Source organism: Bacillus sp. FSL L8-0199 (genome assembly GCF_038005705.1).
In the GTDB taxonomy this organism is placed as follows: domain Bacteria; phylum Bacillota; class Bacilli; order Bacillales; family Bacillaceae_G; genus Bacillus_A; species Bacillus_A cereus.
Genome location: NZ_JBBOTS010000001.1, coordinates 90,001 through 113,506 on the forward strand (window position 1 = coordinate 90,001; position 23,506 = coordinate 113,506).

Below are 23,506 nucleotides of genomic sequence, written 5' to 3' on the forward strand. Positions count from 1 at the left end.
GAAGAGGCGGAGCCGCAGCGAAAGCGAGTCTGAATAGGGCGTTTAGTACGTGGTCGTAGACCCGAAACCAGGTGATCTACCCATGTCCAGGGTGAAGTTCAGGTAACACTGAATGGAGGCCCGAACCCACGCACGTTGAAAAGTGCGGGGATGAGGTGTGGGTAGCGGAGAAATTCCAATCGAACCTGGAGATAGCTGGTTCTCCCCGAAATAGCTTTAGGGCTAGCCTTAAGTGTAAGAGTCTTGGAGGTAGAGCACTGATTGGACTAGGGGTCCTCATCGGATTACCGAATTCAGTCAAACTCCGAATGCCAATGACTTATCCTTAGGAGTCAGACTGCGAGTGATAAGATCCGTAGTCAAAAGGGAAACAGCCCAGACCGCCAGCTAAGGTCCCAAAGTGTGTATTAAGTGGAAAAGGATGTGGAGTTGCTTAGACAACTAGGATGTTGGCTTAGAAGCAGCCACCATTTAAAGAGTGCGTAATAGCTCACTAGTCGAGTGACTCTGCGCCGAAAATGTACCGGGGCTAAATACACCACCGAAGCTGCGGATTGATACCGAATGGTATCAGTGGTAGGGGAGCGTTCTAAGGACAGTGAAGTCAGACCGTAAGGACTGGTGGAGTGCTTAGAAGTGAGAATGCCGGTATGAGTAGCGAAAGACGGGTGAGAATCCCGTCCACCGAATGCCTAAGGTTTCCTGAGGAAGGCTCGTCCGCTCAGGGTTAGTCAGGACCTAAGCCGAGGCCGACAGGCGTAGGCGATGGACAACAGGTTGATATTCCTGTACCACCTCTTTATCGTTTGAGCAATGGAGGGACGCAGAAGGATAGAAGAAGCGTGCGATTGGTTGTGCACGTCCAAGCAGTTAGGCTGATAAGTAGGCAAATCCGCTTATCGTGAAGGCTGAGCTGTGATGGGGAAGCTCCTTATGGAGCGAAGTCTTTGATTCCCCGCTGCCAAGAAAAGCTTCTAGCGAGATAAAAGGTGCCTGTACCGCAAACCGACACAGGTAGGCGAGGAGAGAATCCTAAGGTGTGCGAGAGAACTCTGGTTAAGGAACTCGGCAAAATGACCCCGTAACTTCGGGAGAAGGGGTGCTTTCTTAACGGAAAGCCGCAGTGAATAGGCCCAAGCGACTGTTTAGCAAAAACACAGCTCTCTGCGAAGCCGTAAGGCGAAGTATAGGGGGTGACACCTGCCCGGTGCTGGAAGGTTAAGGAGAGGGGTTAGCGTAAGCGAAGCTCTGAACTGAAGCCCCAGTAAACGGCGGCCGTAACTATAACGGTCCTAAGGTAGCGAAATTCCTTGTCGGGTAAGTTCCGACCCGCACGAAAGGTGTAACGATTTGGGCACTGTCTCAACCAGAGACTCGGTGAAATTATAGTACCTGTGAAGATGCAGGTTACCCGCGACAGGACGGAAAGACCCCGTGGAGCTTTACTGTAGCCTGATATTGAATTTTGGTACAGTTTGTACAGGATAGGCGGGAGCCATTGAAACCGGAGCGCTAGCTTCGGTGGAGGCGCTGGTGGGATACCGCCCTGACTGTATTGAAATTCTAACCTACGGGTCTTATCGACCCGGGAGACAGTGTCAGGTGGGCAGTTTGACTGGGGCGGTCGCCTCCTAAAGTGTAACGGAGGCGCCCAAAGGTTCCCTCAGAATGGTTGGAAATCATTCGTAGAGTGCAAAGGCATAAGGGAGCTTGACTGCGAGACCTACAAGTCGAGCAGGGACGAAAGTCGGGCTTAGTGATCCGGTGGTTCCGCATGGAAGGGCCATCGCTCAACGGATAAAAGCTACCCCGGGGATAACAGGCTTATCTCCCCCAAGAGTCCACATCGACGGGGAGGTTTGGCACCTCGATGTCGGCTCATCGCATCCTGGGGCTGTAGTCGGTCCCAAGGGTTGGGCTGTTCGCCCATTAAAGCGGTACGCGAGCTGGGTTCAGAACGTCGTGAGACAGTTCGGTCCCTATCCGTCGTGGGCGTAGGAAATTTGAGAGGAGCTGTCCTTAGTACGAGAGGACCGGGATGGACGCACCGCTGGTGTACCAGTTGTTCTGCCAAGGGCATAGCTGGGTAGCTATGTGCGGAAGGGATAAGTGCTGAAAGCATCTAAGCATGAAGCCCCCCTCAAGATGAGATTTCCCATAGCGTAAGCTAGTAAGATCCCTGAAAGATGATCAGGTTGATAGGTTCGAGGTGGAAGCATGGTGACATGTGGAGCTGACGAATACTAATAGATCGAGGACTTAACCATATAATATGTAGCAAATGTTATCTAGTTTTGAAGGAATATGCCTTCATAGTTTGGTGATGATGGCAGAGAGGTCACACCCGTTCCCATACCGAACACGGAAGTTAAGCTCTCTAGCGCCGATGGTAGTTGGGACCTTGTCCCTGTGAGAGTAGGACGTCGCCAAGCAACTAAACACGAGTCAAATGACTCGTGTTTTTTCGTGTTTTCTTTTATAATCCATAGTAATTAAAAAAATGTGCTTAAATAATTACCATGTTGATTAAATACAGGGGAATGTGGCTAGGATAGTGAATAAGCAAAAGAGTTGCAAATTTTATTAATACGTATATAATTAAAGTCAAAGATAGTCAAAGTCAATAAAGGTGGCGGATAAATGAGAAATATATCTGATATCATTGAGCAATATCTAAAGCAAGTTATTGACTTAAGTAATAATAATGTGATTGAAATCAAAAGAAATGAGATTGCGGATCGATTCGAGTGCGTACCATCTCAAATCAATTATGTAATCAATACCCGTTTTACATTAGAAAGAGGATTTATAGTAGAAAGTAAACGTGGTGGTGGAGGTTACATTCGCATTATAAAAGTCAAACTGCATGATGATATAGACATTATTGATCAAATGCTTCATATGATTGATCATAGCGTTGCACAAGGGAATGCAGAGAGTATGATTATACGTTTATTAGAAGAGGGAATTATAACAGGCCGTGAAGCAAAACTAATGTTAAGTGTACTAGATCGTTCTGTATTATCAATGGATATTCCTTCTCGAGATGAACTTAGGGCTCGAATATTATGCGCAATGTTAAGAACACTGAAATATAAATAAATACAGCTTTTGTAAAAGAATGATAATTAAGATAGGGCAGTTAAATATTGTAGAAGTTTTGAAAAAGAGCATGTACTTTTATCTAAATGGATTAAGGAAAGAGGACAATCTAGTAATGTATGAAAAGTATCATGAGGTAGATCGTTCCTATTGTAAAGGTGGGGATATTGATGACTTGTCAAAACTGTAATATAAGACCAGCAACTTTACATTATACAAAAGTAATCAACGAGAAGAAGGCGGAAGTTCATCTTTGTGAGCAATGTGCGGAGCAAAGTGGCTATACGTCTTTCTTTCAATCATCACAGTCTAACTTTTCATTTCATGATGTATTTGCTGGTTTATTACACGGTGAATCAACAATGTTTGGAGAAGAAAAAAACGGGTTTTCAAATACAAATACAGTAAGATGTCCAGATTGTAAGATGACATATGAACATTTTACAAAAGTGGGACGCTTTGGTTGTGCTTCTTGTTACGATACATTTAAAGGACACTTAAACCCATTGTTAAAGCGACTTCATGGTGGACATACAGAACATTGTGGAAAAATTCCGGAACGAATGGAAGGAAATATCCACTTAAAGAAAGAATTAGATGAACTAAAACTTATTCTGAAACAATATGTACAGAATGAGGAGTTTGAGAAAGCTGCTGAGGTAAGAGATGAAATTCGAGGGCTTGAAACTCAGCTTAGTGAGCATAGAGAGGGGGAGTAGTTCTATGTCACTGGACAAAATTATGAATGAAGCGATTAGTCCATGGATGAAGGGGGATGGCCCTGATTCTGATATTGTTTTAAGTAGTCGAATTCGTTTGGCTCGTAATTTTAAGCAATATCAATTTTCTACTATGCAAAACGAAGAGGAAGCTCAACAGGTTCAAGAATTATTTAAAAAGAAATTTATAAATAAATCGGTAGAGCCCTTTGGGAAGTTTGGATTATTAAAAATGAATGAATTAACGCCTCTTCAAAGGAGAGTTTTAGTCGAAAAGCATTTAATTAGTCCAAATCTCGCAGGGACCGAATATGGAGCATGTCTGTTATCAGAAAGCGAACACATTAGTGTGATGCTTAATGAGGAAGACCACATTAGGATTCAGTGCCTATTTCCAGGGCTACAGTTATCAAAGGCGCTTCAAAGCGCTAATCAAATAGATAATTGGATTGAGAAAGAGGTTGAATATGCTTTTGATGAATCACTTGGATATATTACGAGTTGTCCTACTAACGTTGGTACAGGATTAAGAGCTTCTGTAATGATTCATTTACCAGGGCTGGTTTTAACAAAAAGAATTAGCCGTATTATACAAGTAATTCAAAAATTAGGGTTAGTAGTAAGAGGAATATACGGTGAAGGTAGCGAAGCGTTAGGTAATATATTTCAAGTATCAAATCAAATGACGCTAGGGAAATCCGAAGTAGATATTATTGCAGATTTAAAGAGTGTCATGCAGCAAATTATACAACAAGAAAAATTGGCCAGAGAATTAATTGTACAAAATTCGAGTATTGAGCTTGAAGATAAGGTTTATCGTTCTTACGGTATACTAGCAAACAGTCGTTTAATTCAATCTGCAGAAGCGGCAACTTGCTTATCGGATGTACGACTTGGTATTGATCTAGGATATATAAAAGGTATATCGAGAAATATTTTGACTGAGCTAATGGTTCTTACGCAACCAGGTATTTTACAACAATACGCAGGAGGACCTTTAGGACCAGAAGAAAGAGATTATCGAAGAGCAACCTTAATCCGTGAGCGATTACGTATTGAAAAAAACTAAGCGCAAGTAGGAGGCGATTTCTATGATGTTTGGAAGATTTACAGAAAGAGCACAGAAAGTATTAGCTTTATCTCAAGAGGAAGCAATTCGCATTGGGCATAATAATATTGGAACAGAACATATTTTACTTGGGCTTGTACGCGAAGGTGAAGGAATTGCAGCAAAAGCGTTAATTGCTCTTGGATTGAGCCCGGAAAAAGTGCAAAAAGAGGTAGAAGCGTTAATTGGACGTGGAACAGAAGCTTCTCAAACTGTACATTATACACCTCGTGCTAAAAAAGTTATTGAATTGTCTATGGATGAAGCGCGTAAGCTAGGACATTCTTACGTTGGAACAGAACATATTTTACTTGGCTTAATCCGTGAAGGTGAAGGTGTAGCGGCACGTGTTTTAAATAATTTAGGCGTAAGCCTCAACAAAGCAAGACAACAAGTGTTACAACTTCTTGGAAGTAACGAAGCGAGTTCAGGTCACCAAGGTGGTTCATCGACAAATGCCAATACACCGACACTAGACAGTTTAGCGCGCGACTTAACAGTTGTTGCACGTGAGAATCGTTTGGATCCTGTTATTGGACGTAGTAAAGAAATTCAACGTGTAATTGAAGTGTTAAGCCGTAGAACAAAAAACAATCCAGTGTTAATTGGAGAGCCTGGTGTAGGTAAAACAGCAATTGCTGAAGGGTTAGCACAGCAAATCGTAAATAATGAAGTTCCTGAAACGTTAAGAGATAAGCGTGTTATGACACTAGATATGGGAACAGTGGTAGCTGGGACGAAATATCGTGGTGAGTTTGAAGATCGTTTAAAGAAAGTAATGGATGAAATACGTCAAGCAGGGAATATTATTCTATTTATTGATGAACTTCATACATTAATCGGTGCAGGTGGAGCAGAAGGTGCAATCGATGCATCAAATATTTTAAAACCATCTTTAGCACGCGGAGAATTACAATGTATTGGTGCGACAACTTTAGATGAGTATCGTAAATATATTGAAAAGGATGCAGCTTTAGAGAGACGTTTCCAGCCAATTCATGTTGATGAGCCGAGTCTAGAAGAATCAACTCAAATCTTGAAAGGTTTACGCGATCGTTATGAGGCGCATCACCGTGTGTCTATTACAGATGATGCAATTGATGCAGCTGTAAAACTTTCTGATCGTTATATTACGGATCGTTTCTTACCGGATAAAGCAATTGATTTAATTGATGAAGCTGCTTCAAAGGTTCGCTTACGCTCTTATACAACACCACCAAACTTAAAAGAGCTTGAAGTGAAGCTTGAGGAAATTCGAAAAGAAAAAGATGCGGCTGTACAAAGTCAAGAGTTTGAAAAGGCTGCTTCCTTACGTGATATGGAACAACGCTTACGTGAGAAATTGGAAGATACAAAGCGTCAGTGGAAAGAGCAACAAGGAAAAGAAAATTCAGAGGTTACGGTAGAAGATATTGCAAATGTCGTTTCTACATGGACACGTATCCCTGTTTCTAAACTTGCACAAACAGAGACTGATAAATTATTAAACTTAGAATCCATTCTTCATGATCGTGTCATCGGCCAGGATGAAGCGGTAGTGGCTGTAGCGAAAGCTGTTCGTCGTGCAAGAGCAGGACTAAAAGATCCGAAACGTCCAATTGGTTCATTTATTTTCTTAGGACCAACAGGTGTAGGTAAAACAGAATTAGCAAGAGCATTGGCAGAATCTATGTTCGGTGATGAGGATGCAATGATTCGCATTGATATGTCTGAGTATATGGAGAAACATTCAACTTCTCGCTTAGTTGGTTCTCCTCCAGGATATGTTGGGTATGAAGAAGGCGGACAATTAACAGAGAAGGTTCGTCGTAAGCCGTATTCAGTTGTCCTATTAGATGAAGTAGAGAAGGCGCATCCCGATGTATTTAATATTTTACTACAGGTATTGGAAGATGGTCGTTTAACTGATTCTAAAGGACGTACAGTTGACTTCCGTAATACGATTGTTATTATGACGTCTAACGTTGGTGCTGAGGCGTTAAAACGTAACAAACATCTTGGATTTAACGTACAAGATGAAAGCCGTGATTATTCGGATATGAAAGGTAAAGTAATGGATGAGCTGAAAAAGGCATTTCGTCCAGAATTCTTAAACCGTATTGATGAAATTATCGTATTCCATATGCTTGAGAAAAAACATATTCAAGAAATTGTGACTCTTATGGTAAATCAGTTAGTGAATCGCTTAAAAGAACAAGAAATTGAATTGCAATTAACAGAAGGGGCGATTGCAGCTATTGCTGATAAAGGGTTTGATCGTGAATATGGTGCTCGTCCACTACGTAGAGCAATTCAGAAGCATGTAGAAGATAGACTATCGGAAGAACTTTTAAAAGGTGCTATTGAGAAAGGGCAAAAAGTTATCTTTGATGTAGAAGGGGAAACATTTGTCATTCATAGTGCTGAAAAGGTAAAATAAGTATAGACAAACTAAGAGGGCTACGAGATAGCCCTCTTTCTTGTACGAGAAGGTCAAATGTTTATAGATGAAAGCGAAGTGAAATATAAAAAGATATGGCTAAAAAGAAAACAAAATTCACATGTCAAGAGTGTGGTTATCAATCACCAAAATATATGGGTAAATGTCCAGGGTGTGGTCAATGGAATTCGCTTGTTGAAGAGATGGAACCCGTTGTATCATCCAGACGCCTAAATTATGCAAATGCAATTCAAACAGAAGTAACAAAACCAAGACGTCTTACAGAAGTAGAAACAAAGTCTGAGGCACGTATTGAAACAAAATTTCAGGAGTTTAACCGTGTACTAGGTGGCGGAATTGTAGATGGATCTTTAGTACTTATTGGTGGGGACCCTGGGATTGGAAAATCAACGTTATTATTACAGATTTCCTCGCAATTAGCAGATGCTTCATATGATGTATTGTATATATCAGGTGAGGAGTCAGCAAAGCAAATTAAACTTCGTGCAGATCGTTTACATGTAAATGGTAGTAATCTATTTGTTGTATCAGAGACAGATTTACAGCGTATTGCAGCACATATTGAAGAGATGAATCCTGCTTTTGTTGTTATTGATTCTATTCAAACGATACATTTACCTGAAGTGACATCAGCTCCTGGTAGTGTGGCGCAAGTACGTGAATGTACAGCAGAATTAATGAAACTTGCAAAAACAAAGGGAATCCCAATTTTTATCGTAGGGCATGTGACAAAAGAAGGTGCAATTGCGGGACCGCGTATGCTAGAACATATGGTCGATGCAGTTCTTTACTTTGAAGGAGATCGACACCATACATATCGTATTTTACGAGCTGTAAAGAATCGTTTTGGTTCTACGAATGAAATGGGTATCTTTGAAATGAAAGAACTTGGCCTTGCAGAAGTCTTAAATCCTTCTGAAATTTTCCTTGAGGAAAGACCAGTTGGAGTTGCAGGTTCAACAGTAGTTGCCTCAATGGAAGGAACAAGACCAGTTTTAGTAGAAATACAGGCATTAATTTCCCCTACTAGTTTTGGAAATCCTCGAAGAATGGCGACAGGAATTGATCATAATCGTGTCTCGCTTATTATGGCGGTACTAGAGAAAAGAACAGGTTTACTATTACAAAATCAAGATGCGTATTTAAAAGTAGCTGGTGGTTTGAAATTAGATGAACCGGCAATTGATTTAGCTGTTGCCTTAAGTATAGCTTCAAGTTTTAGAGATAAATCTACGGCACCAACTGATGCGGTAATAGGAGAAGTTGGATTAACTGGAGAAATAAGAAGAGTATCAAGAATCGAACAACGTGTACAAGAAGCAGCTAAATTAGGATTTCAACGTGCTATCATTCCTAGAAAAAATTTAGGGGGGTGGACAATTCCAGAGGGGATTGAGGTTGTAGGTGTTTCTAATTTAGGAGAAGCGCTTCGTTTGACATTAGGAGGCTAGGCTATGGAAGAAAATAAGCAACGTGTCAAAAGTATAATTAATATTTTACAGCTCGTGGCCCCGGGAACACCACTGCGCGAAGGGATAGATAATGTACTTCGCGCACAAACAGGGGGACTAATTGTTCTTGGGTATAATGAGCAGATTAAAAGCATTGTTGATGGTGGTTTTCATATTAATTGCGCATTCTCTCCTGCTAGTTTATATGAATTAGCAAAAATGGATGGAGCACTTATTTTAAATGAAACTGGAAGTAAAATTTTAATTGCAAACGCACAGTTAGTTCCGGATTCATCTATTGATTCTATTGAAACAGGTATGCGTCACCGAACAGCAGAGCGTGTAGCAAAGCAGACGGGCAGCCTTGTTGTGGCCATTTCACAAAGACGTAATGTAATTACGCTATATCAAGGGAACTTACGTTATACACTAAAAGATATAGGTGTCATTTTAACGAAGGCAAATCAAGCAATTCAAACGCTAGAAAAATATAAGGCTGTATGGAATGACGGCATTACGAATTTGGGTATTCTAGAATTTGAAGAGGTCGTTACAATGTCCGAGGTGGTTCACGTTTTACATAGTGTTGAAATGGTGCTGCGTATAAAAAATGAAATATTGAGCTATATTCATGAGCTAGGAACAGAAGGTAGGTTAATTCGTTTACAGCTTACAGAATTACTAGCTGATTTAGAGGCAGAGGCAGCATTGTTAATTAAAGATTATCACCAGGAGAAAACACAAGACCATCATCAAATCTTGAAAAAGTTACAAGATCTTGCAAATACACAACTTTTAGAGGATAGTGATTTAGTTAAATTACTTGGGTATTCAGGACAAACAAGTTTAGAAGAAAGTGTGACACCTAGAGGATACCGAATCACAAGCAAGATTTCTCGTGTTCCGCCACTTATTATCGAGAATTTAATTAATCGATTTAAAACATTGCAAGGTGTTTGCCGAGCAACTATTAATGAATTGGATGATGTGGAAGGAATTGGAGAAGTGAGAGCGAAGAAAATACGAGAAGGTCTAAAAAGAATTCAAGAGCATCTCTATATGAGTAGACACAATTAAGAATATTACATTGATTCTATAATATAACGACACTAGAACATTTTTGGTATATGATATGATATATTGGTAAATAAAACTATTTACAAAAAAACACGTCCGCTTTTGCATTCGGCGTTTTGATTAGCGAAACAATGGTTAATAATGAGTAGGAGGTGGTTGGATGTTAAAACGGATTGTACAGCTCTTCTTTTTAGTGATCGGGGGAGCGTTAGGGATTTACTTAATCCCAAAAATTATTAATGTATTAGATATCGGTGCGGTTCCTTTGTTGGAAGGATCGTATGTTCGTGCAATTATTGGTGCAATTATTTTATTTTTAACAACATTTTGGCTTGTAGATTATATTGTTCAACTTATTAAGCATATTGAAGAGGCTCTTGTAAAGGCGCCTGTAGCAGATGTTTTATTTGGTACATTAGGATTAATCTCTGGTCTTATTGTTGCATATTTAATTTTGATACCAATTCGTGAATTTACAATTCCAGTTATTAGTACGGTGTTGCAAGTGTTCTTCACCCTTTTACTTGGATATTTAGGATTCCAAGTAGGATTTAAAAAGAGGAATGAATTGCTAGGATTATTTACATTACCCCAACGCGGAGGTAAGAAGAAAAACAATAGTGAGAATGAAGAGGTAGAGGTCGAAGCAGAAAAATCTACGACTCATTGGAAAATTCTCGATACGAGTGTAATTATTGATGGACGTATTGCAGATATTTGCCAAACAAAGTTTTTAGAAGGAACAATCGTCATTCCACAATTCGTATTAGAAGAGCTTCAGCATATTGCCGATTCTTCAGATGCTTTAAAGCGTAATCGTGGCCGCAGAGGACTAGACATTTTAAATCGTATTCAAAAGGAGATGCCAATTCCGGTAGAAATTTATGAAGGCGATTTCGATGATATCCAAGAAGTAGATAGCAAGCTTGTAAAGTTGGCAAAAATCACTGGTGGAACTGTAGTAACAAACGATTTCAATTTAAACAAAGTTTCTGAATTACAAGGGGTTACGGTGTTAAACATTAATGATTTAGCTAATGCGATTAAACCAGTCGTACTCCCTGGTGAAGAATTAAGTGTTTATGTTGTGAAAGATGGTAAAGAACAGAATCAAGGTGTTGCATACTTAGATGATGGTACGATGATTGTAGTAGAAGATGGTAGAGAGTATGTGGGTTCACAACTTGATGTACTTGTTACTAGCGTATTACAAACATCGGCTGGTCGTATGATTTTCGCAAAACGTAAATTGCTAGAAAAAGCATTATAAGTAGAGGATTATTAATATGTATACATTAATTATTCCGGCAGCGGGCCAAGGGAAACGAATGGGTGCTGGTAAAAATAAGTTATTTTTACTTATAGATGAAGTACCAATTATTGTGCACACATTGCGTGCTTTTGAAAAAGATAAAGCGTGCAAAAGTATTATTATGGCAATTAACGAAGAAGAACGCCCGTATTTTGAAGAGTTGGTGCAGAAGTACCAGATTGAAAAGCACGTACAATTTATTCAGGGTGGAGCCGAAAGACAAGATAGCGTATATAACGCACTTCAGTATGCGAGTGGTGTCGAATATGTTCTTGTTCATGACGGGGCGCGCCCGTTCGTAACGAATAAAGTGATTTGCGATGTATTAACTGCAGCAGAAAAATATGGAGCTTCCATTTGTGCAGTGCCAGTAAAAGATACTGTTAAGAAAGTAGAGCAGGGTGTTGTTGTAGAAACGGTAGAGCGGTCTCAACTTAACGCTGTACAAACACCACAAGGATTCTCTGTTTCTCTTTTGCTAGAAGCTCATAGAAGCGCAAAGCAAAGTTGTTTTCTTGGCACAGATGATGCAAGTCTCGTAGAACGCGTTGGGAAGCAAGTTGGTGTAGTGGAGGGGAGTTACTATAATATTAAAGTGACGACTCCGGAAGATCTACTAATTGCTGAAAGTTTCCTTCGTGTTCAGAAGAAATAAAGTTGATGATGTGTTAATAAAGAAAAGCTCGGCAACAGCCGGGCTTTTCTTTATAAGGATAGCGATATAATATAGAGTCATAAAGCTCAGTAGTTTAGCTTAAGGAGGAAGTAAGGATGTTTCGAATTGGACAAGGTTTTGATGTACATGAATTTGCGGAAGGGCGTCCGTTGATTATCGGTGGAATTACAATTCCACACGAGAAAGGATTAATCGGTCATTCAGATGCAGATGTATTGTTACATACGATTGCTGATGCATGTTTAGGTGCGATTGCAGCAGGAGATATCGGAAAGCATTTTCCTGATACAGACCCAGCTTTTAAAGATGCAGATTCAGCTGTATTGTTACAAAAAGTTTGGGAATTTGTGCGTGAACAAGGTTACGAGTTAGGAAATTTAGATTGTACAATTATTGCTCAAAAACCAAAAATGGCACCACATATTGAGAGCATGCGTAAGCGCATTAGTGAACTGTTAGAAACGTCTATCAATAACATTAATGTAAAGGCAACAACAACAGAAAAATTAGGATTTACAGGTAGAGAAGAAGGGATTGCTTCTCAAGCGGTTGTTTTATTACAGAAAAAATAATGGTTTTTAATTCGTAAGATGGATAATCACATTTTTTTGGTGTACAATTATAGAATGTGTTGACATTAAGAATGGAAGGTGTACCAATTATGGAAAAGCAAGTGAGAGTGCGCTACGCGCCAAGTCCAACAGGACACTTACATATCGGAAATGCGCGTACGGCATTATTTAATTATTTATTTGCTCGTCATTTAGATGGCAAATTTATTATTCGTATTGAAGATACTGATGTAAAACGTAACGTGGCTGGTGGAGAAGAAAGCCAATTAAAATACTTGAAATGGCTCGGTATGGACTGGGATGAAGGTGTTGATGTTGGTGGTGAATTTGGACCATATCGCCAAACAGAGCGTTTAGATATTTATAAAAAATTATATGAAGATTTATTAGAGCGTGGTCTAGCTTATAAATGTTACATGACAGAAGAAGAGCTAGAAGCAGAGCGTGAAGGACAAATCGCTCGCGGTGAAACACCTCGTTACGCAGGTAACCACCGTGAATTAACTGAAGAACAAGTGAAAGAATTTGAAGCTGAGGGACGTATTCCAAGTATTCGTTTCCGTGTACCAGCTGATCGTGACTACACATTCAAAGATATTGTAAAAGATGAAGTTGCGTTCCATTCAAATGATTTCGGTGATTTTGTTATTGTGAAAAAAGATGGAATTCCAACTTATAACTTTGCAGTAGCAGTAGATGATCATCTAATGGAAATTACACATGTACTTCGTGGTGATGATCATATTTCAAATACACCGAAACAAATGATGATTTATGAAGCTTTCGGCTGGGATATTCCACAATTCGGTCATATGACTCTAATTGTTAATGAAAGTCGTAAAAAGTTAAGTAAGCGTGATGAATCTATTATTCAATTTATTGAGCAATATAAAGAGCTTGGGTATCTTCCAGAAGCAATCTTTAACTTTATTGCACTACTAGGTTGGTCTCCGGTAGGAGAAGAAGAAATCTTCTCTAAAGATGAGTTTATCAAAATGTTCGATGCAGCTCGTTTATCAAAATCACCTGCATTATTTGATTCTCAAAAACTAAAATGGATGAACAACCAGTATATGAAAAAGCAAGATTTAGATACGGTTGTAGAGTTAAGCTTACCGCATTTAGTGAAAGCTGGACGTGTGGGAGAAACTTTAAGCGAACAAGACCAAGCTTGGATTCGTGATGTAATTGCTTTATACCATGAACAAATGAGTTTTGGAGCTGAAATTGTAGAGCTTTCTGAAATGTTCTTTAAAGATCATGTTGATTATGAAGAAGAAGGACAAGAAGTATTAAATGGTGAACAAGTACCTGAAGTACTTCGTGCATTTGCTGGTCAAATAGAAGCTCTAGAAGCAATGGAGCCAGCAGCAATTAAGGCAGCAATTAAAGCAGTTCAAAAGGAAACAGGACATAAAGGTAAAAATTTATTTATGCCAATCCGTGTTGCAACTACAGGACAAACGCATGGTCCAGAGCTTCCGAATGCTATTGCACTTCTTGGAAAAGAAAAAGTTTTAAATCGTCTTCAAAAAGTAATTGGTTAACATTTTCTAGATTTAGAAATATAATAAGTATACCTAAAATCTAATAAGGAAAAGCGACGAGAAGGAGAAGTAGAAAATCAGGCTTTTTACAGAGAGAACCACCTTTAGGCTGGGAGTGGTTTATAAGCGGGTTTTTGAAATGCCCCTTCGAGTCTTCTGCTGAACAGCGAATTGCTTCGTGGGACGTCTTAGGCCGCAAAGTAAGCAGAAGCGGTGTACACCGTTATCATGGATGAGTTTGAGGCTTTTTTAAGCCTAAACAGAGTGGAACCGCGCTTAAAAGGCGTCTCTGTCAATATGACAGAGACGCCTTTTTTTTTATACCGTGTAAATAGGTAGAGATATAGAATTTCTCCCCTTATATAAAGAATTAGGGGAGAAGTGATGAGTTAGGGGAGTTAGTTCGTTCGACAAAAAAGCAGCCCATAAAGGGGAGGGAACACCGATGTTTAAGAGGCTTCGGGAAGATATTGAAGTCGTTTTTGAACAGGATCCAGCGGCAAGAGGTTATTTCGAAGTCATTTTAACTTACTCTGGATTACATGCAGTTTGGGCCCATCGAATTGCACATGCTTTTTATAAAAGGAATTTTTTCTTTCTTGCACGTTTTGTTTCACAAGTGAGTCGCTTTTTTACTGGCATTGAGATCCATCCAGGAGCAACTATTGGTCGACGCTTTTTTATAGATCATGGAATGGGAGTTGTAATTGGAGAAACTTGTGAAATTGGTGATAATGTAACGATTTATCAAGGGGTTACATTAGGTGGTACAGGAAAAGAAAAAGGGAAGAGGCACCCAACAATTCAGGATAATGTATTAATTGCGACGGGTGCTAAAGTTCTTGGGTCTATTACTGTGGGAGAGAATTCTAAAATCGGAGCAGGGTCTGTCGTATTAAAAGAAGTTCCTGCACATTCTACAGTTGTAGGTATACCTGGCCGTGTCGTTATTCAAAATGGAGTAAAGATTGGTCAAGAATTAAATCACTCTGACCTTCCAGATCCGATTTTTGATAAATTAAAGGCTATGGAAGTAGAACTTGATAAATTGAAGAAACAATTGGAATTAAAGGTAGAAAGGAAGGATAAAAATGACTATTCACATTTATAATACGTTAACACGTCAAAAAGAAGAGTTTGTTCCATTAGAAGAAAATAAGGTAAAGATGTATGTATGCGGACCTACAGTTTATAACTACATTCATATTGGGAATGCAAGACCTCCTATGGTATTCGATACAGTGCGTCGTTATTTAGAATACAAAGGATACGATGTGCAATATGTATCTAACTTTACGGACGTAGATGATAAATTAATTAAAGCGGCAAATGAATTAGGTGAAGATGTACCAACGATTGCTGATCGTTTTGTTGAAGCGTACTTTGAAGATGTGACAGCACTAGGTTGCAAACATGCAACAGTTCATCCTCGTGTAACAGAAAATATGGATATCATTATTGAATTTATTCAAGAACTTGTGAATAAAGGGTATGCATATGAATCAGAGGGTGATGTGTACTTTAAGACGAAGGAATTTGAAGGTTACGGTAAATTATCACATCAACCAATCGCAGATTTACGTCACGGTGCTCGTATTGAGGTAGGGGAAAAGAAACAAGACCCTCTTGATTTTGCTTTATGGAAAGCTGCGAAAGAAGGAGAAATCTTCTGGGAAAGCCCTTGGGGGCAAGGACGTCCAGGATGGCATATTGAATGCTCAGCAATGGCGCGTAAGTACTTAGGGGATACAATTGACATTCATGCTGGTGGGCAAGATTTGGCGTTCCCGCATCATGAAAATGAAATTGCGCAGTCAGAGGCATTGACTGGAAAAACGTTTGCACGTTACTGGATGCATAATGGATATATTAATATTAACAATGAGAAGATGTCTAAATCGCTTGGTAACTTTATTTTAGTTCACGATATTATTAAGCAATACGACCCGCAGTTAATTAGATTCTTTATGTTATCAGTACACTATCGTCACCCGATTAACTTTAGTGAAGAGTTATTACAAAGTACGAATAATGGACTGGAAAGAATTAAAACAGCTTATGGAAACTTAAAGCATCGTATGGAGAGTAGTACGGATTTAACGGACCATAATGAGAAATGGTTAGCTGAAATAGAGAAATTCCAGACTGCATTTGAAGAGGCAATGAATGATGACTTTAACACTGCAAATGCAATTACCGAATTATACAACGTAGCAAATCATGCAAATCAATATTTACTTGAAGAGCATACATCTAAAGTTGTGATTGAAGCATACGTAAAACAACTGGAAACGTTATTTGATATTTTAGGATTAGAATTATCAAAAGAAGAATTACTGGATGAAGAAATTGAAGAGCTTATCCAAAAGCGCATTGAAGCTCGTAAAAATCGCGATTTCGCATTGTCTGATCAAATTCGTGACGATTTAAAAGAACGTAATATTATTTTAGAAGATACCGCTCAAGGTACAAGATGGAAAAGAGGATAAGGATGATTGATGCAAAGCAATTAAACAGCTTGGCGTTAGCGTATATGGGTGATGCGGTATATGAACAATATATCCGCTATCACCTCCTTCAAAAAGGAAAAGTTCGCCCTAATCAATTACATCGCTTAGGGACGAGCTTTGTTTCAGCAAAAGCACAGGCGAAAGTTGTTTATCATTTATTAGAGACGGCATTTTTGACAGAGGAAGAAGAGGCGGTATTAAGAAGAGGGCGTAATGCAAATTCAGGTACAGTTCCGAAAAATACGGATGTACAAACATATCGACATAGTACAGCCTTTGAAGCACTAATTGGTTATCATCATTTATTAAATAATCGTGAAAGATTAGACGAAATTGTATATAAGGCAATTGCAGTTTTAGAAGAAAAGGAAGGGGGCACATCATCATGACTAGTGAATATATTATCGGACGTAACCCTGTAATTGAAGCGTTAAGATCAGGGAGAGATATTAATAAAATTTGGATCGCAGAAGGTGCTGCCAAAGGACAAGTACAAATTGTACTAGCGTTAGCGAAAGAAAATAAGATTATTTTACAACATGCACCAAAGAAAAAGTTAGATCAATTAGTTGAGGGTAATCATCAAGGTGTAATTGCTCAAGTAGCTGCATATCAGTATGCAGAGTTAGAAGATTTATTCAAAGTGGCAGAAAAACGTAATGAAGATCCGTTCTTCTTGATTTTAGATGAGATTGAAGATCCGCATAACCTAGGTTCTATTATGCGTACTGCTGATGCAACAGGAGCTCATGGAATTATTATTCCGAAGAGAAGAGCTGTGGGACTTACAGCATCAGTTGCGAAAGCATCAACAGGAGCGATTGAATACATTCCTGTTGCGCGCGTAACAAACTTATCTCGTACAATTGATGAATTAAAAGAGCGTGGACTTTGGATTGCTGGTACAGATGCCAAAGGGAAAACGGATTACCGTAATTTAGATGGTACAATGCCGATTGGATTAGTAATTGGTAGTGAAGGAAAAGGTATGAGTCGTATTATTGGTGAAAAGTGTGATTTCTTAATCACTCTACCGATGGTTGGTAAAGTTACATCCTTAAATGCTTCAGTAGCCGCAAGTTTGTTAATGTATGAGGTATATCGTAAACGTCACGAAATTGGTAAATAAAAAATGAACGATATTTTAATCGTTGACGGTTACAACATTATCGGAGCTTGGGGAGATTTGAAGAAACTGCGGGATGTAGATTTACAATCATCAAGAGATGCGCTTATTGATAAGATGGCGGATTATCAAGGTTATACAGGCACAAAAGTGATGATAGTCTTTGATGCCTATACAGTCCATGGTATTGAAAAAAAGATGAAACAATCTCGTGTAGAAGTAATATTCACACGAAAGAATCAAACTGCAGACGAAAAGATAGAGCAACTTGCAATAGAGCTTAGAAATATAAATACACAAATATATGTTGCGACTTCTGATTATACAGAACAATGGGTTATATTTGGGCAAGGTGCCCTTCGAAAATCTGCGCGTGAATTAGAGTTGGAAGTACAAGCGATGGAACAACAAGTAAGAAGGCGTACAAAAGACGCGAAAGAACAGCAGCCTGCCATGCGAAAGATATTTAGTAAGGATATTACAGAAAAATTAGAAAAATTAAGAAGAGGAGAGCGTTGAAGCATTGACGCTCTTTATCTTTTTACTGTATAATATTGCTAAATAAATAGCGGTCGGAGGGATCAAGGTGGAAGCAGGCTTCGTAAGTATAGGCGACGTTACATTTCGTGATTTAGAGGATGAGGCAATCGTTGAGTTAGTTCGAAAAGGTAATACTGACGCTCTAGAATATTTAATTCACAAGTATAAGAACTTTGTTCGTGCGAAATCAAGATCTTACTTTTTAGTGGGTGCCGATCGAGAAGACATTGTTCAAGAAGGTATGATAGGGTTGTTTAAAGCAATTCGTGATTATAAAGAGGACAAGCTGTCTTCATTCAAAGCATTTGCTGAACTATGTATCACTCGACAAATTATTACCGCTATTAAAACGGCAACAAGACAAAAACATATTCCTTTAAATTCGTATGTGTCTTTAGATAAGCCGATTTACGATGAGGAATCTGATCGAACGTTATTGGATGTTATTTCTGAAGCGAAGGTGACTGATCCTGAAGAGATGATCATTAGCCAGGAAGAATATACAGACATAGAATCAAAAATATCTGAATTATTAAGCGATTTAGAAAGAAAAGTGCTTTCTTTATATTTAGATGGTCGTTCTTATCAAGAGATTTCAGAACAGTTAAACAGGCATGTGAAATCTATTGATAACGCTTTACAACGAGTAAAGAGGAAATTGGAACGATATATGGAAATGAGAGAAAGTACAACTTTAAATTCATAAGAAGTAACAAGTGCTGCAGGTGTAAAATAAATCACCTGTTTTCTTTTGTAGAGAGTACAAAATGCATGTCATTGACATTGTCTTTTATTGTATGATACATTTTTAGGGACATAATGTTACAAGGTTGGTGTAACTAATGAGGAAAAAAGTTGTACTCTCATGTGAAGAGTGTAAAAATCGAAACTACTCTACTATGAAAGATACGAGCTCAATAGAGCGACTTGAAATAAAAAAGTTTTGTAAAACATGCAATCAGCATACAGTTCACAAGGAAACAAAATAAATAATTGAAATAATACACTGGAGGTCCCGCAGATGCGTTTAACGAACTTTTTCGGCGATGTAGGTCGCGAAATGAAAAAAGTAAGTTGGCCTAAAAAAGATGAATTACTCCGCTCAACAGCGACTGTTGTTGCTACAGTTGTGTTCTTTGCGATTTTCTTCGCAGTAGTTGATATGGGCATTTCTTCTTTAATTCGGTTAATTCTTGGTTAATTCTTGAATAAGAAGCACTTATCCATGATATAATGTTATTTATAAGAACTGTGTAAAAGCCCGGTGAACGGGTTTTTTCATTTGCGCAAAAAAATGTACGTCAGGGAGGGAAGGACGCTCGTCCTAAATGAATGGAAAAAAGTTGGTATGTTGTCCATACTTATTCTGGATATGAAAATAAAGTAAAAGCAAACCTAGAGAAACGTGTAGAATCAATGGGTATGCAAGATAAAATTTTCCGTGTTGTTGTCCCGGAAGAAGTAGAAGTAGAAATGAAAAACGGAAAAGAAAAATTAATGAAAAGAAAAGTGTTCCCAGGTTATGTATTAGTAGAATTAATCATGACTGATGACTCTTGGTATGTTGTACGTAACACGCCAGGTGTAACTGGGTTCGTTGGTTCTTCTGGTTCTGGATCTAAACCATCACCTCTATTAGAAGAGGAAGTTGTTACCATTATGAAACATATGGGAATGGACAACGAAGTGGTTGATTTCGACTTTGAACTTCATGAGACAGTACGTGTAAATGAGGGGCCATTCGCAGATTATACAGGTGCTATTGAAGAAATTGATGTGGAGAAGAAAAAGGTTAGCGTGCTTGTGGACATGTTTGGTCGCGAGACTCCAGTTGAACTTGACTTCCATCAAATTGAAAAATTATAAAATGAAACTTGAAATGAATTGTAAAAAGTGATAATATCTTTTAAGTCAGTACGTCTTCGTTATCGGAGACGTTTTTTGAAAGATTTTATCCTTACAGATAAAATATGACGTGGGAGGGCAAATCACTGTCCAATTGACCACATCACGGACTTAAGGAGGTGTGTCTCGTGGCTAAAAAGGTAATTAAAATGGTAAAGCTTCAAATTCCTGCAGGTAAAGCTAACCCAGCTCCACCAGTTGGTCCAGCATTAGGACAAGCAGGTGTTAACATCATGGGCTTCTGTAAAGAGTTTAACGCTCGTACAGCAGATCAAGCTGGTCTTATCATCCCTGTTGAAATTACGGTATTTGAGGACCGTTCATTCACTTTCATTACTAAAACTCCTCCTGCTGCTGTTCTTCTTAAGAAAGTAGCTGGTATTGAGTCTGGTTCTGGTGAACCAAACCGTAATAAAGTGGCAACTGTTAAGCGTGATAAAGTACGCGAAATCGCTGAAACTAAAATGCCTGACCTAAACGCTGCTAGCGTAGAAGCTGCAATGCGTATGGTTGAAGGTACTGCACGCAGTATGGGCATCGTTATCGAAGACTAATTCGATTTGTTTTTAAAAAAGGTTGCGGGTCTGGAATTCCAATTCGCAACCTTTATTATCGTAAATGATTATCGTTTTTAAATAAATGGATGGCGCTCATCCTCAGGTTATACCTGAAAACAGGCGTAAACGTGGGAGGTTATTCCGCTAAAACCACATTCGAGGAGGAAATAAAAATGGCTAAAAGAGGTAAAAAGTACGTAGAAGCTGCAAAGCTTGTTGATCGTGCAGCTGCTTACTCTGCAACAGAAGCAGTAGAATTAGTAAAGAAAACAAACACAGCTAAATTTGATGCAACTGTAGAAGCTGCATTCCGTTTAGGTGTTGACCCTAAGAAAGCTGACCAACAAATCCGTGGCGCAGTTGTTCTTCCACACGGTACTGGTAAAGTACAACGTGTATTAGTATTTGCTAAAGGTGAAAAAGCTAAAGAAGCTGAAGCTGCTGGAGCTGACTTCGTAGGCGATACTGATTACATCGGTAAAATCCAACAAGGTTGGTTCGATTTCGATGTAGTAGTAGCAACTCCTGACATGATGGGTGAAGTTGGTAAACTTGGTCGCGTATTAGGACCTAAAGGTTTAATGCCAAACCCTAAAACTGGAACAGTTACTTTCGATGTAACTAAAGCTGTTAACGAAATCAAAGCTGGTAAAGTTGAATACCGCGTTGATAAAGCTGGTAACATCCACGTTCCAATCGGTAAAGTATCTTTCGAAGATGCTAAATTAGTAGAAAACTTCAAAACAATTGCTGACACTTTACAAAAAGTTAAGCCAGCTGCTGCAAAAGGTACTTACATGAAGAACGTAACAGTTGCTTCTACAATGGGACCTGGCGTACGTGTAGACGTTTCTACATTAGCGTAAATTTTGGAAGTTGACTTCATAAAGAAGTTTTAATATAATCATTTATGTTGTGAATTTAATTAGTGTACCGTAGACAGTAGGTGTCAATAGACTTAATTTCCTACCTAGGTGTTAATATACGAAGCGGAATCTTTTTTCTGTGACTATATGCCTCCATGTCTACAAGTTGGGCATGGAGGTTTTTAGTGCACTTTCGGTACATCTTCTATATAATCTACAGGAGGTGTAATAACATGAGCAAAGTAATCGAAACTAAACAACAAGTTGTAACTGAAATCGCGGACAAACTTCGCGCTAGTAAATCTACAATCGTTGTTGACTACCGTGGTTTAACAGTTTCTGAAGCAACAGAATTACGTAAGCAATTACGTGAAGCTGGCGTTGAGTTCAAAGTTTACAAAAACTCTCTAACTCGTCGTGCTGCAGAATCTGCTGAAATGGCTGAGTTAAATGAATTCTTAACAGGACCAAACGCAATCGCGTTCAGTAACGAGGATGTAGTTGCTCCTGCGAAAGTATTAAACGACTTCGCTAAAGATCATGAAGCTTTAGAAATTAAAGCGGGCGTAATCGAAGGTAAACTTGTAACACTTGATGAGGTTAAAGCAATCGCTACTCTTCCATCACGTGAAGGCTTACTTTCTATGCTTCTTAGCGTTCTTCAAGCTCCAATCCGTAACCTTGCACTTGCTACTAAAGCAGTTGCAGACCAAAAGGAAGAGCAAGGCGCTTAATTTTTTAAAAGATAATTACGTATTATCGATAAAACAATACAAACCTATTTAAGGGAGGATATTTACAATGACTAAAGAACAAATCATTGAAGCAGTTAAATCTATGACTGTATTAGAACTTAACGACTTAGTAAAAGCTATCGAGGAAGAATTCGGCGTAACTGCTGCTGCTCCTGTAGCTGTTGCTGGTGGCGCTGGAGAAGCTGCTGCTGAGAAAACTGAATTTGATGTGGAACTAACTAGCGCTGGTGCACAAAAAATCAAAGTTATCAAAGTTGTTCGTGAAATCACTGGTCTTGGCTTAAAAGAAGCTAAAGAATTAGTTGACAACACTCCAAAAGTAATCAAAGAAGCTGCTGCTAAAGAAGAAGCTGAAGAAATCAAAGCTAAACTTGAAGAAGTTGGCGCTGCTGTAGAAGTTAAGTAATTAACTTTTGATGCTTTAAAAAAAGCTCGCTCTCATGCGAGCTTTTTTTTTAACTGTAAAGAAAAGAGGTGGCCATATGGCAGACCATTATTTTTCTAACGACCCTTCTAGTAAAAGTGATCGTAAGCGATGGGAGTTTGCCCTTCGTGGATCTCGATTTACTTTCTTATCTGACCATGGGGTGTTCTCGAAAAACGAAGTGGACTTTGGTTCCCGTCTTTTAATTGAAGCGTTTCAAATGCCAGATATTAAAGGTGATATATTAGACGTAGGTTGCGGATACGGTCCTATTGGTTTGTCGTTAGCGAAAGAGTTTCAAGGTCGTGAAGTTCACATGGTGGATGTGAACGAGAGGGCACTTGGGCTTGCGAAAGAAAACGCCGCTAATAACAAAATCGAGAATATACGTATTTTTCAAAGTAGCGTCTATGAAAATGTAGATGGTAAGTATGCTGCTATTCTATCTAACCCTCCAATTCGTGCGGGTAAAGATATCGTACATGAGATTTTAGAAAAAGCTGTGGAGTATTTAGTTCCGGGTGGAGAACTTTGGGTTGTTATTCAAAAGAAACAAGGTGCACCGTCTGCGCTAAAAAAACTAGAAGAAGTATTTTCTGAAGTTGAGGTTGTAGAAAAGAAAAAAGGATATTATATCATAAAATCAAAAAAACGTTGACGGTTATTTTTGGCTATGTTAACATTATACAATGCCAATATATGATTTTCTGCGTTGAGAAAGATGTATATTTTTGTTTCTCTTGGAAAAGATAGTAAAATCAGCAGATTATGAAACAGAATGATGGTTTTCTTATAGAAGCCATTTTTCTTTTTTGAGCA

Annotated in this window: 24 protein-coding genes, 2 rRNA genes and 2 other annotated features (1 of these 28 cut by a window edge); all 26 genes read left to right on the forward strand. The window is 38.8% G+C overall.

What is annotated here, in order from left to right; all coding sequences use genetic code 11:
• A 23S ribosomal RNA gene (locus NST86_RS00500) occupies positions 1-2,267 on the forward strand (it extends 656 nt beyond the left edge of the window).
• A 49-nt stretch (positions 2,268-2,316) separates the two neighbouring features.
• A 5S ribosomal RNA gene (gene rrf / locus NST86_RS00505) occupies positions 2,317-2,432 on the forward strand.
• 208 nt (positions 2,433-2,640) lie between these two features.
• The gene (ctsR, locus tag NST86_RS00510) at positions 2,641-3,102 is read left to right on the forward strand and encodes a transcriptional regulator CtsR (protein ID WP_001244558.1); all 462 of its coding nucleotides are present in this window, start codon (positions 2,641-2,643) and stop codon (positions 3,100-3,102) included.
• A gap of 170 nt (positions 3,103-3,272) precedes the next feature.
• Positions 3,273-3,821, forward strand: a complete 549-nt coding sequence (locus NST86_RS00515) for a UvrB/UvrC motif-containing protein (RefSeq protein WP_000128397.1) — start codon at positions 3,273-3,275, stop codon at positions 3,819-3,821.
• A gap of 4 nt (positions 3,822-3,825) precedes the next feature.
• A complete protein-coding gene (locus NST86_RS00520) occupies positions 3,826-4,890 on the forward strand; it encodes a protein arginine kinase (protein ID WP_000050843.1) in 1,065 nt (354 codons plus the stop codon).
• A 22-nt stretch (positions 4,891-4,912) separates the two neighbouring features.
• On the forward strand, positions 4,913-7,348 hold the full coding sequence (gene clpC, locus NST86_RS00525; RefSeq protein WP_000971184.1) for an ATP-dependent protease ATP-binding subunit ClpC: 2,436 nt from the start codon (positions 4,913-4,915) through the stop codon (positions 7,346-7,348).
• Positions 7,349-7,443: 95 nt separating this feature from the next.
• Positions 7,444-8,820 (forward strand): DNA repair protein RadA, encoded by a 1,377-nt coding sequence (gene radA, locus NST86_RS00530; RefSeq protein ID WP_001085202.1) that lies wholly within the window; start codon positions 7,444-7,446, stop codon positions 8,818-8,820.
• 3 nt (positions 8,821-8,823) lie between these two features.
• Positions 8,824-9,897, forward strand: a complete 1,074-nt coding sequence (disA, locus tag NST86_RS00535) for a DNA integrity scanning diadenylate cyclase DisA (protein ID WP_000392159.1) — start codon at positions 8,824-8,826, stop codon at positions 9,895-9,897.
• 160 nt (positions 9,898-10,057) lie between these two features.
• A complete protein-coding gene (locus tag NST86_RS00540; protein WP_000919677.1) occupies positions 10,058-11,167 on the forward strand; it encodes a PIN/TRAM domain-containing protein in 1,110 nt (369 codons plus the stop codon).
• Positions 11,168-11,183: 16 nt separating this feature from the next.
• Positions 11,184-11,864, forward strand: a complete 681-nt coding sequence (gene ispD / locus NST86_RS00545) for a 2-C-methyl-D-erythritol 4-phosphate cytidylyltransferase (protein WP_061663735.1) — start codon at positions 11,184-11,186, stop codon at positions 11,862-11,864.
• Positions 11,865-11,980: 116 nt separating this feature from the next.
• The gene (ispF, locus tag NST86_RS00550; protein WP_000488388.1) at positions 11,981-12,457 is read left to right on the forward strand and encodes a 2-C-methyl-D-erythritol 2,4-cyclodiphosphate synthase; all 477 of its coding nucleotides are present in this window, start codon (positions 11,981-11,983) and stop codon (positions 12,455-12,457) included.
• Between the two features lie 89 nt (positions 12,458-12,546).
• On the forward strand, positions 12,547-14,004 hold the full coding sequence (gltX, locus tag NST86_RS00555; RefSeq protein WP_000415143.1) for a glutamate--tRNA ligase: 1,458 nt from the start codon (positions 12,547-12,549) through the stop codon (positions 14,002-14,004).
• A 47-nt stretch (positions 14,005-14,051) separates the two neighbouring features.
• Positions 14,052-14,298 (forward strand) — a binding site (T-box leader).
• Between the two features lie 151 nt (positions 14,299-14,449).
• Entirely contained in the window at positions 14,450-15,115 is a 666-nt protein-coding gene (gene cysE / locus NST86_RS00560; RefSeq protein ID WP_000476497.1) for a serine O-acetyltransferase, read from the forward strand.
• Positions 15,096-16,493, forward strand: a complete 1,398-nt coding sequence (gene cysS / locus NST86_RS00565; protein WP_000152276.1) for a cysteine--tRNA ligase — start codon at positions 15,096-15,098, stop codon at positions 16,491-16,493. Before cysE ends, cysS begins: the two co-directional genes overlap by 20 nt.
• Before the next feature lie 2 nt (positions 16,494-16,495).
• Positions 16,496-16,903 (forward strand): Mini-ribonuclease 3, encoded by a 408-nt coding sequence (locus tag NST86_RS00570; protein ID WP_000564261.1) that lies wholly within the window; start codon positions 16,496-16,498, stop codon positions 16,901-16,903.
• On the forward strand, positions 16,900-17,643 hold the full coding sequence (gene rlmB / locus NST86_RS00575; RefSeq protein ID WP_000200237.1) for a 23S rRNA (guanosine(2251)-2'-O)-methyltransferase RlmB: 744 nt from the start codon (positions 16,900-16,902) through the stop codon (positions 17,641-17,643). The genes NST86_RS00570 and rlmB overlap by 4 nt, the downstream gene beginning before the upstream one ends.
• A 3-nt stretch (positions 17,644-17,646) precedes the next feature.
• Complete coding sequence (locus NST86_RS00580) at positions 17,647-18,159, forward strand: NYN domain-containing protein (protein ID WP_000997885.1); 513 nt, start codon at positions 17,647-17,649, stop codon at positions 18,157-18,159.
• Positions 18,160-18,226: 67 nt separating this feature from the next.
• Positions 18,227-18,886 carry an RNA polymerase sporulation sigma factor SigH gene (locus tag NST86_RS00585; protein ID WP_000387193.1) on the forward strand — a complete coding sequence of 220 codons (660 nt, stop codon included), beginning with the start codon at positions 18,227-18,229 and terminating at the stop codon, positions 18,884-18,886.
• Positions 18,887-19,022: 136 nt separating this feature from the next.
• On the forward strand, positions 19,023-19,169 hold the full coding sequence (rpmG, locus tag NST86_RS00590) for a 50S ribosomal protein L33 (protein ID WP_014481927.1): 147 nt from the start codon (positions 19,023-19,025) through the stop codon (positions 19,167-19,169).
• A gap of 32 nt (positions 19,170-19,201) precedes the next feature.
• Positions 19,202-19,381, forward strand: coding sequence for a preprotein translocase subunit SecE (gene secE, locus NST86_RS00595; RefSeq protein WP_001241323.1), 180 nt, complete (start codon positions 19,202-19,204; stop codon positions 19,379-19,381).
• A gap of 131 nt (positions 19,382-19,512) precedes the next feature.
• On the forward strand, positions 19,513-20,046 hold the full coding sequence (nusG, locus tag NST86_RS00600; protein ID WP_000415794.1) for a transcription termination/antitermination protein NusG: 534 nt from the start codon (positions 19,513-19,515) through the stop codon (positions 20,044-20,046).
• A 167-nt stretch (positions 20,047-20,213) separates the two neighbouring features.
• Positions 20,214-20,639: a 50S ribosomal protein L11 gene (gene rplK / locus NST86_RS00605; RefSeq protein WP_001085872.1), complete on the forward strand. Its 426-nt coding sequence runs from the start codon at positions 20,214-20,216 to the stop codon at positions 20,637-20,639.
• Between the two features lie 176 nt (positions 20,640-20,815).
• On the forward strand, positions 20,816-21,508 hold the full coding sequence (rplA, locus tag NST86_RS00610) for a 50S ribosomal protein L1 (RefSeq protein ID WP_001987630.1): 693 nt from the start codon (positions 20,816-20,818) through the stop codon (positions 21,506-21,508).
• A gap of 49 nt (positions 21,509-21,557) precedes the next feature.
• Positions 21,558-21,702, forward strand: a sequence feature (ribosomal protein L10 leader region).
• 39 nt (positions 21,703-21,741) lie between these two features.
• The gene (rplJ, locus tag NST86_RS00615; RefSeq protein WP_000048716.1) at positions 21,742-22,242 is read left to right on the forward strand and encodes a 50S ribosomal protein L10; all 501 of its coding nucleotides are present in this window, start codon (positions 21,742-21,744) and stop codon (positions 22,240-22,242) included.
• Positions 22,243-22,309: 67 nt separating this feature from the next.
• On the forward strand, positions 22,310-22,669 hold the full coding sequence (gene rplL / locus NST86_RS00620; protein ID WP_000159736.1) for a 50S ribosomal protein L7/L12: 360 nt from the start codon (positions 22,310-22,312) through the stop codon (positions 22,667-22,669).
• A 76-nt stretch (positions 22,670-22,745) separates the two neighbouring features.
• Complete coding sequence (locus NST86_RS00625) at positions 22,746-23,345, forward strand: class I SAM-dependent methyltransferase (RefSeq protein ID WP_061663736.1); 600 nt, start codon at positions 22,746-22,748, stop codon at positions 23,343-23,345.
• Positions 23,346-23,506 lie beyond the last annotated feature (161 nt).

Excerpts from the sequence above, each read along its gene's own strand:
- cysS (WP_000152276.1), top strand. The coding sequence starts at position 15,096 with ATGACTATTCACATTTATAATACGTTAACACGTCAAAAAGAAGAGTTT.
- NST86_RS00570 (WP_000564261.1), top strand. The coding sequence starts at position 16,496 with ATGATTGATGCAAAGCAATTAAACAGCTTGGCGTTAGCGTATATGGGT.
- ctsR (WP_001244558.1), top strand. The coding sequence starts at position 2,641 with ATGAGAAATATATCTGATATCATTGAGCAATATCTAAAGCAAGTTATT.
- ispD (WP_061663735.1), top strand. The coding sequence starts at position 11,184 with ATGTATACATTAATTATTCCGGCAGCGGGCCAAGGGAAACGAATGGGT.
- NST86_RS00625 (WP_061663736.1), top strand. The coding sequence starts at position 22,746 with ATGGCAGACCATTATTTTTCTAACGACCCTTCTAGTAAAAGTGATCGT.
- rpmG (WP_014481927.1), top strand. The coding sequence starts at position 19,023 with ATGAGGAAAAAAGTTGTACTCTCATGTGAAGAGTGTAAAAATCGAAAC.
- rplL (WP_000159736.1), top strand. The coding sequence starts at position 22,310 with ATGACTAAAGAACAAATCATTGAAGCAGTTAAATCTATGACTGTATTA.
- rplJ (WP_000048716.1), top strand. The coding sequence starts at position 21,742 with ATGAGCAAAGTAATCGAAACTAAACAACAAGTTGTAACTGAAATCGCG.
- disA (WP_000392159.1), top strand. The coding sequence starts at position 8,824 with ATGGAAGAAAATAAGCAACGTGTCAAAAGTATAATTAATATTTTACAG.
- rlmB (WP_000200237.1), top strand. The coding sequence starts at position 16,900 with ATGACTAGTGAATATATTATCGGACGTAACCCTGTAATTGAAGCGTTA.
- rplA (WP_001987630.1), top strand. The coding sequence starts at position 20,816 with ATGGCTAAAAGAGGTAAAAAGTACGTAGAAGCTGCAAAGCTTGTTGAT.
- secE (WP_001241323.1), top strand. The coding sequence starts at position 19,202 with ATGCGTTTAACGAACTTTTTCGGCGATGTAGGTCGCGAAATGAAAAAA.
- cysE (WP_000476497.1), top strand. The coding sequence starts at position 14,450 with ATGTTTAAGAGGCTTCGGGAAGATATTGAAGTCGTTTTTGAACAGGAT.
- clpC (WP_000971184.1), top strand. The coding sequence starts at position 4,913 with ATGATGTTTGGAAGATTTACAGAAAGAGCACAGAAAGTATTAGCTTTA.
- gltX (WP_000415143.1), top strand. The coding sequence starts at position 12,547 with ATGGAAAAGCAAGTGAGAGTGCGCTACGCGCCAAGTCCAACAGGACAC.
- ispF (WP_000488388.1), top strand. The coding sequence starts at position 11,981 with ATGTTTCGAATTGGACAAGGTTTTGATGTACATGAATTTGCGGAAGGG.
- NST86_RS00580 (WP_000997885.1), top strand. The coding sequence starts at position 17,647 with ATGAACGATATTTTAATCGTTGACGGTTACAACATTATCGGAGCTTGG.
- NST86_RS00520 (WP_000050843.1), top strand. The coding sequence starts at position 3,826 with ATGTCACTGGACAAAATTATGAATGAAGCGATTAGTCCATGGATGAAG.
- NST86_RS00515 (WP_000128397.1), top strand. The coding sequence starts at position 3,273 with ATGACTTGTCAAAACTGTAATATAAGACCAGCAACTTTACATTATACA.
- nusG (WP_000415794.1), top strand. The coding sequence starts at position 19,513 with ATGGAAAAAAGTTGGTATGTTGTCCATACTTATTCTGGATATGAAAAT.
- NST86_RS00540 (WP_000919677.1), top strand. The coding sequence starts at position 10,058 with ATGTTAAAACGGATTGTACAGCTCTTCTTTTTAGTGATCGGGGGAGCG.
- radA (WP_001085202.1), top strand. The coding sequence starts at position 7,444 with ATGGCTAAAAAGAAAACAAAATTCACATGTCAAGAGTGTGGTTATCAA.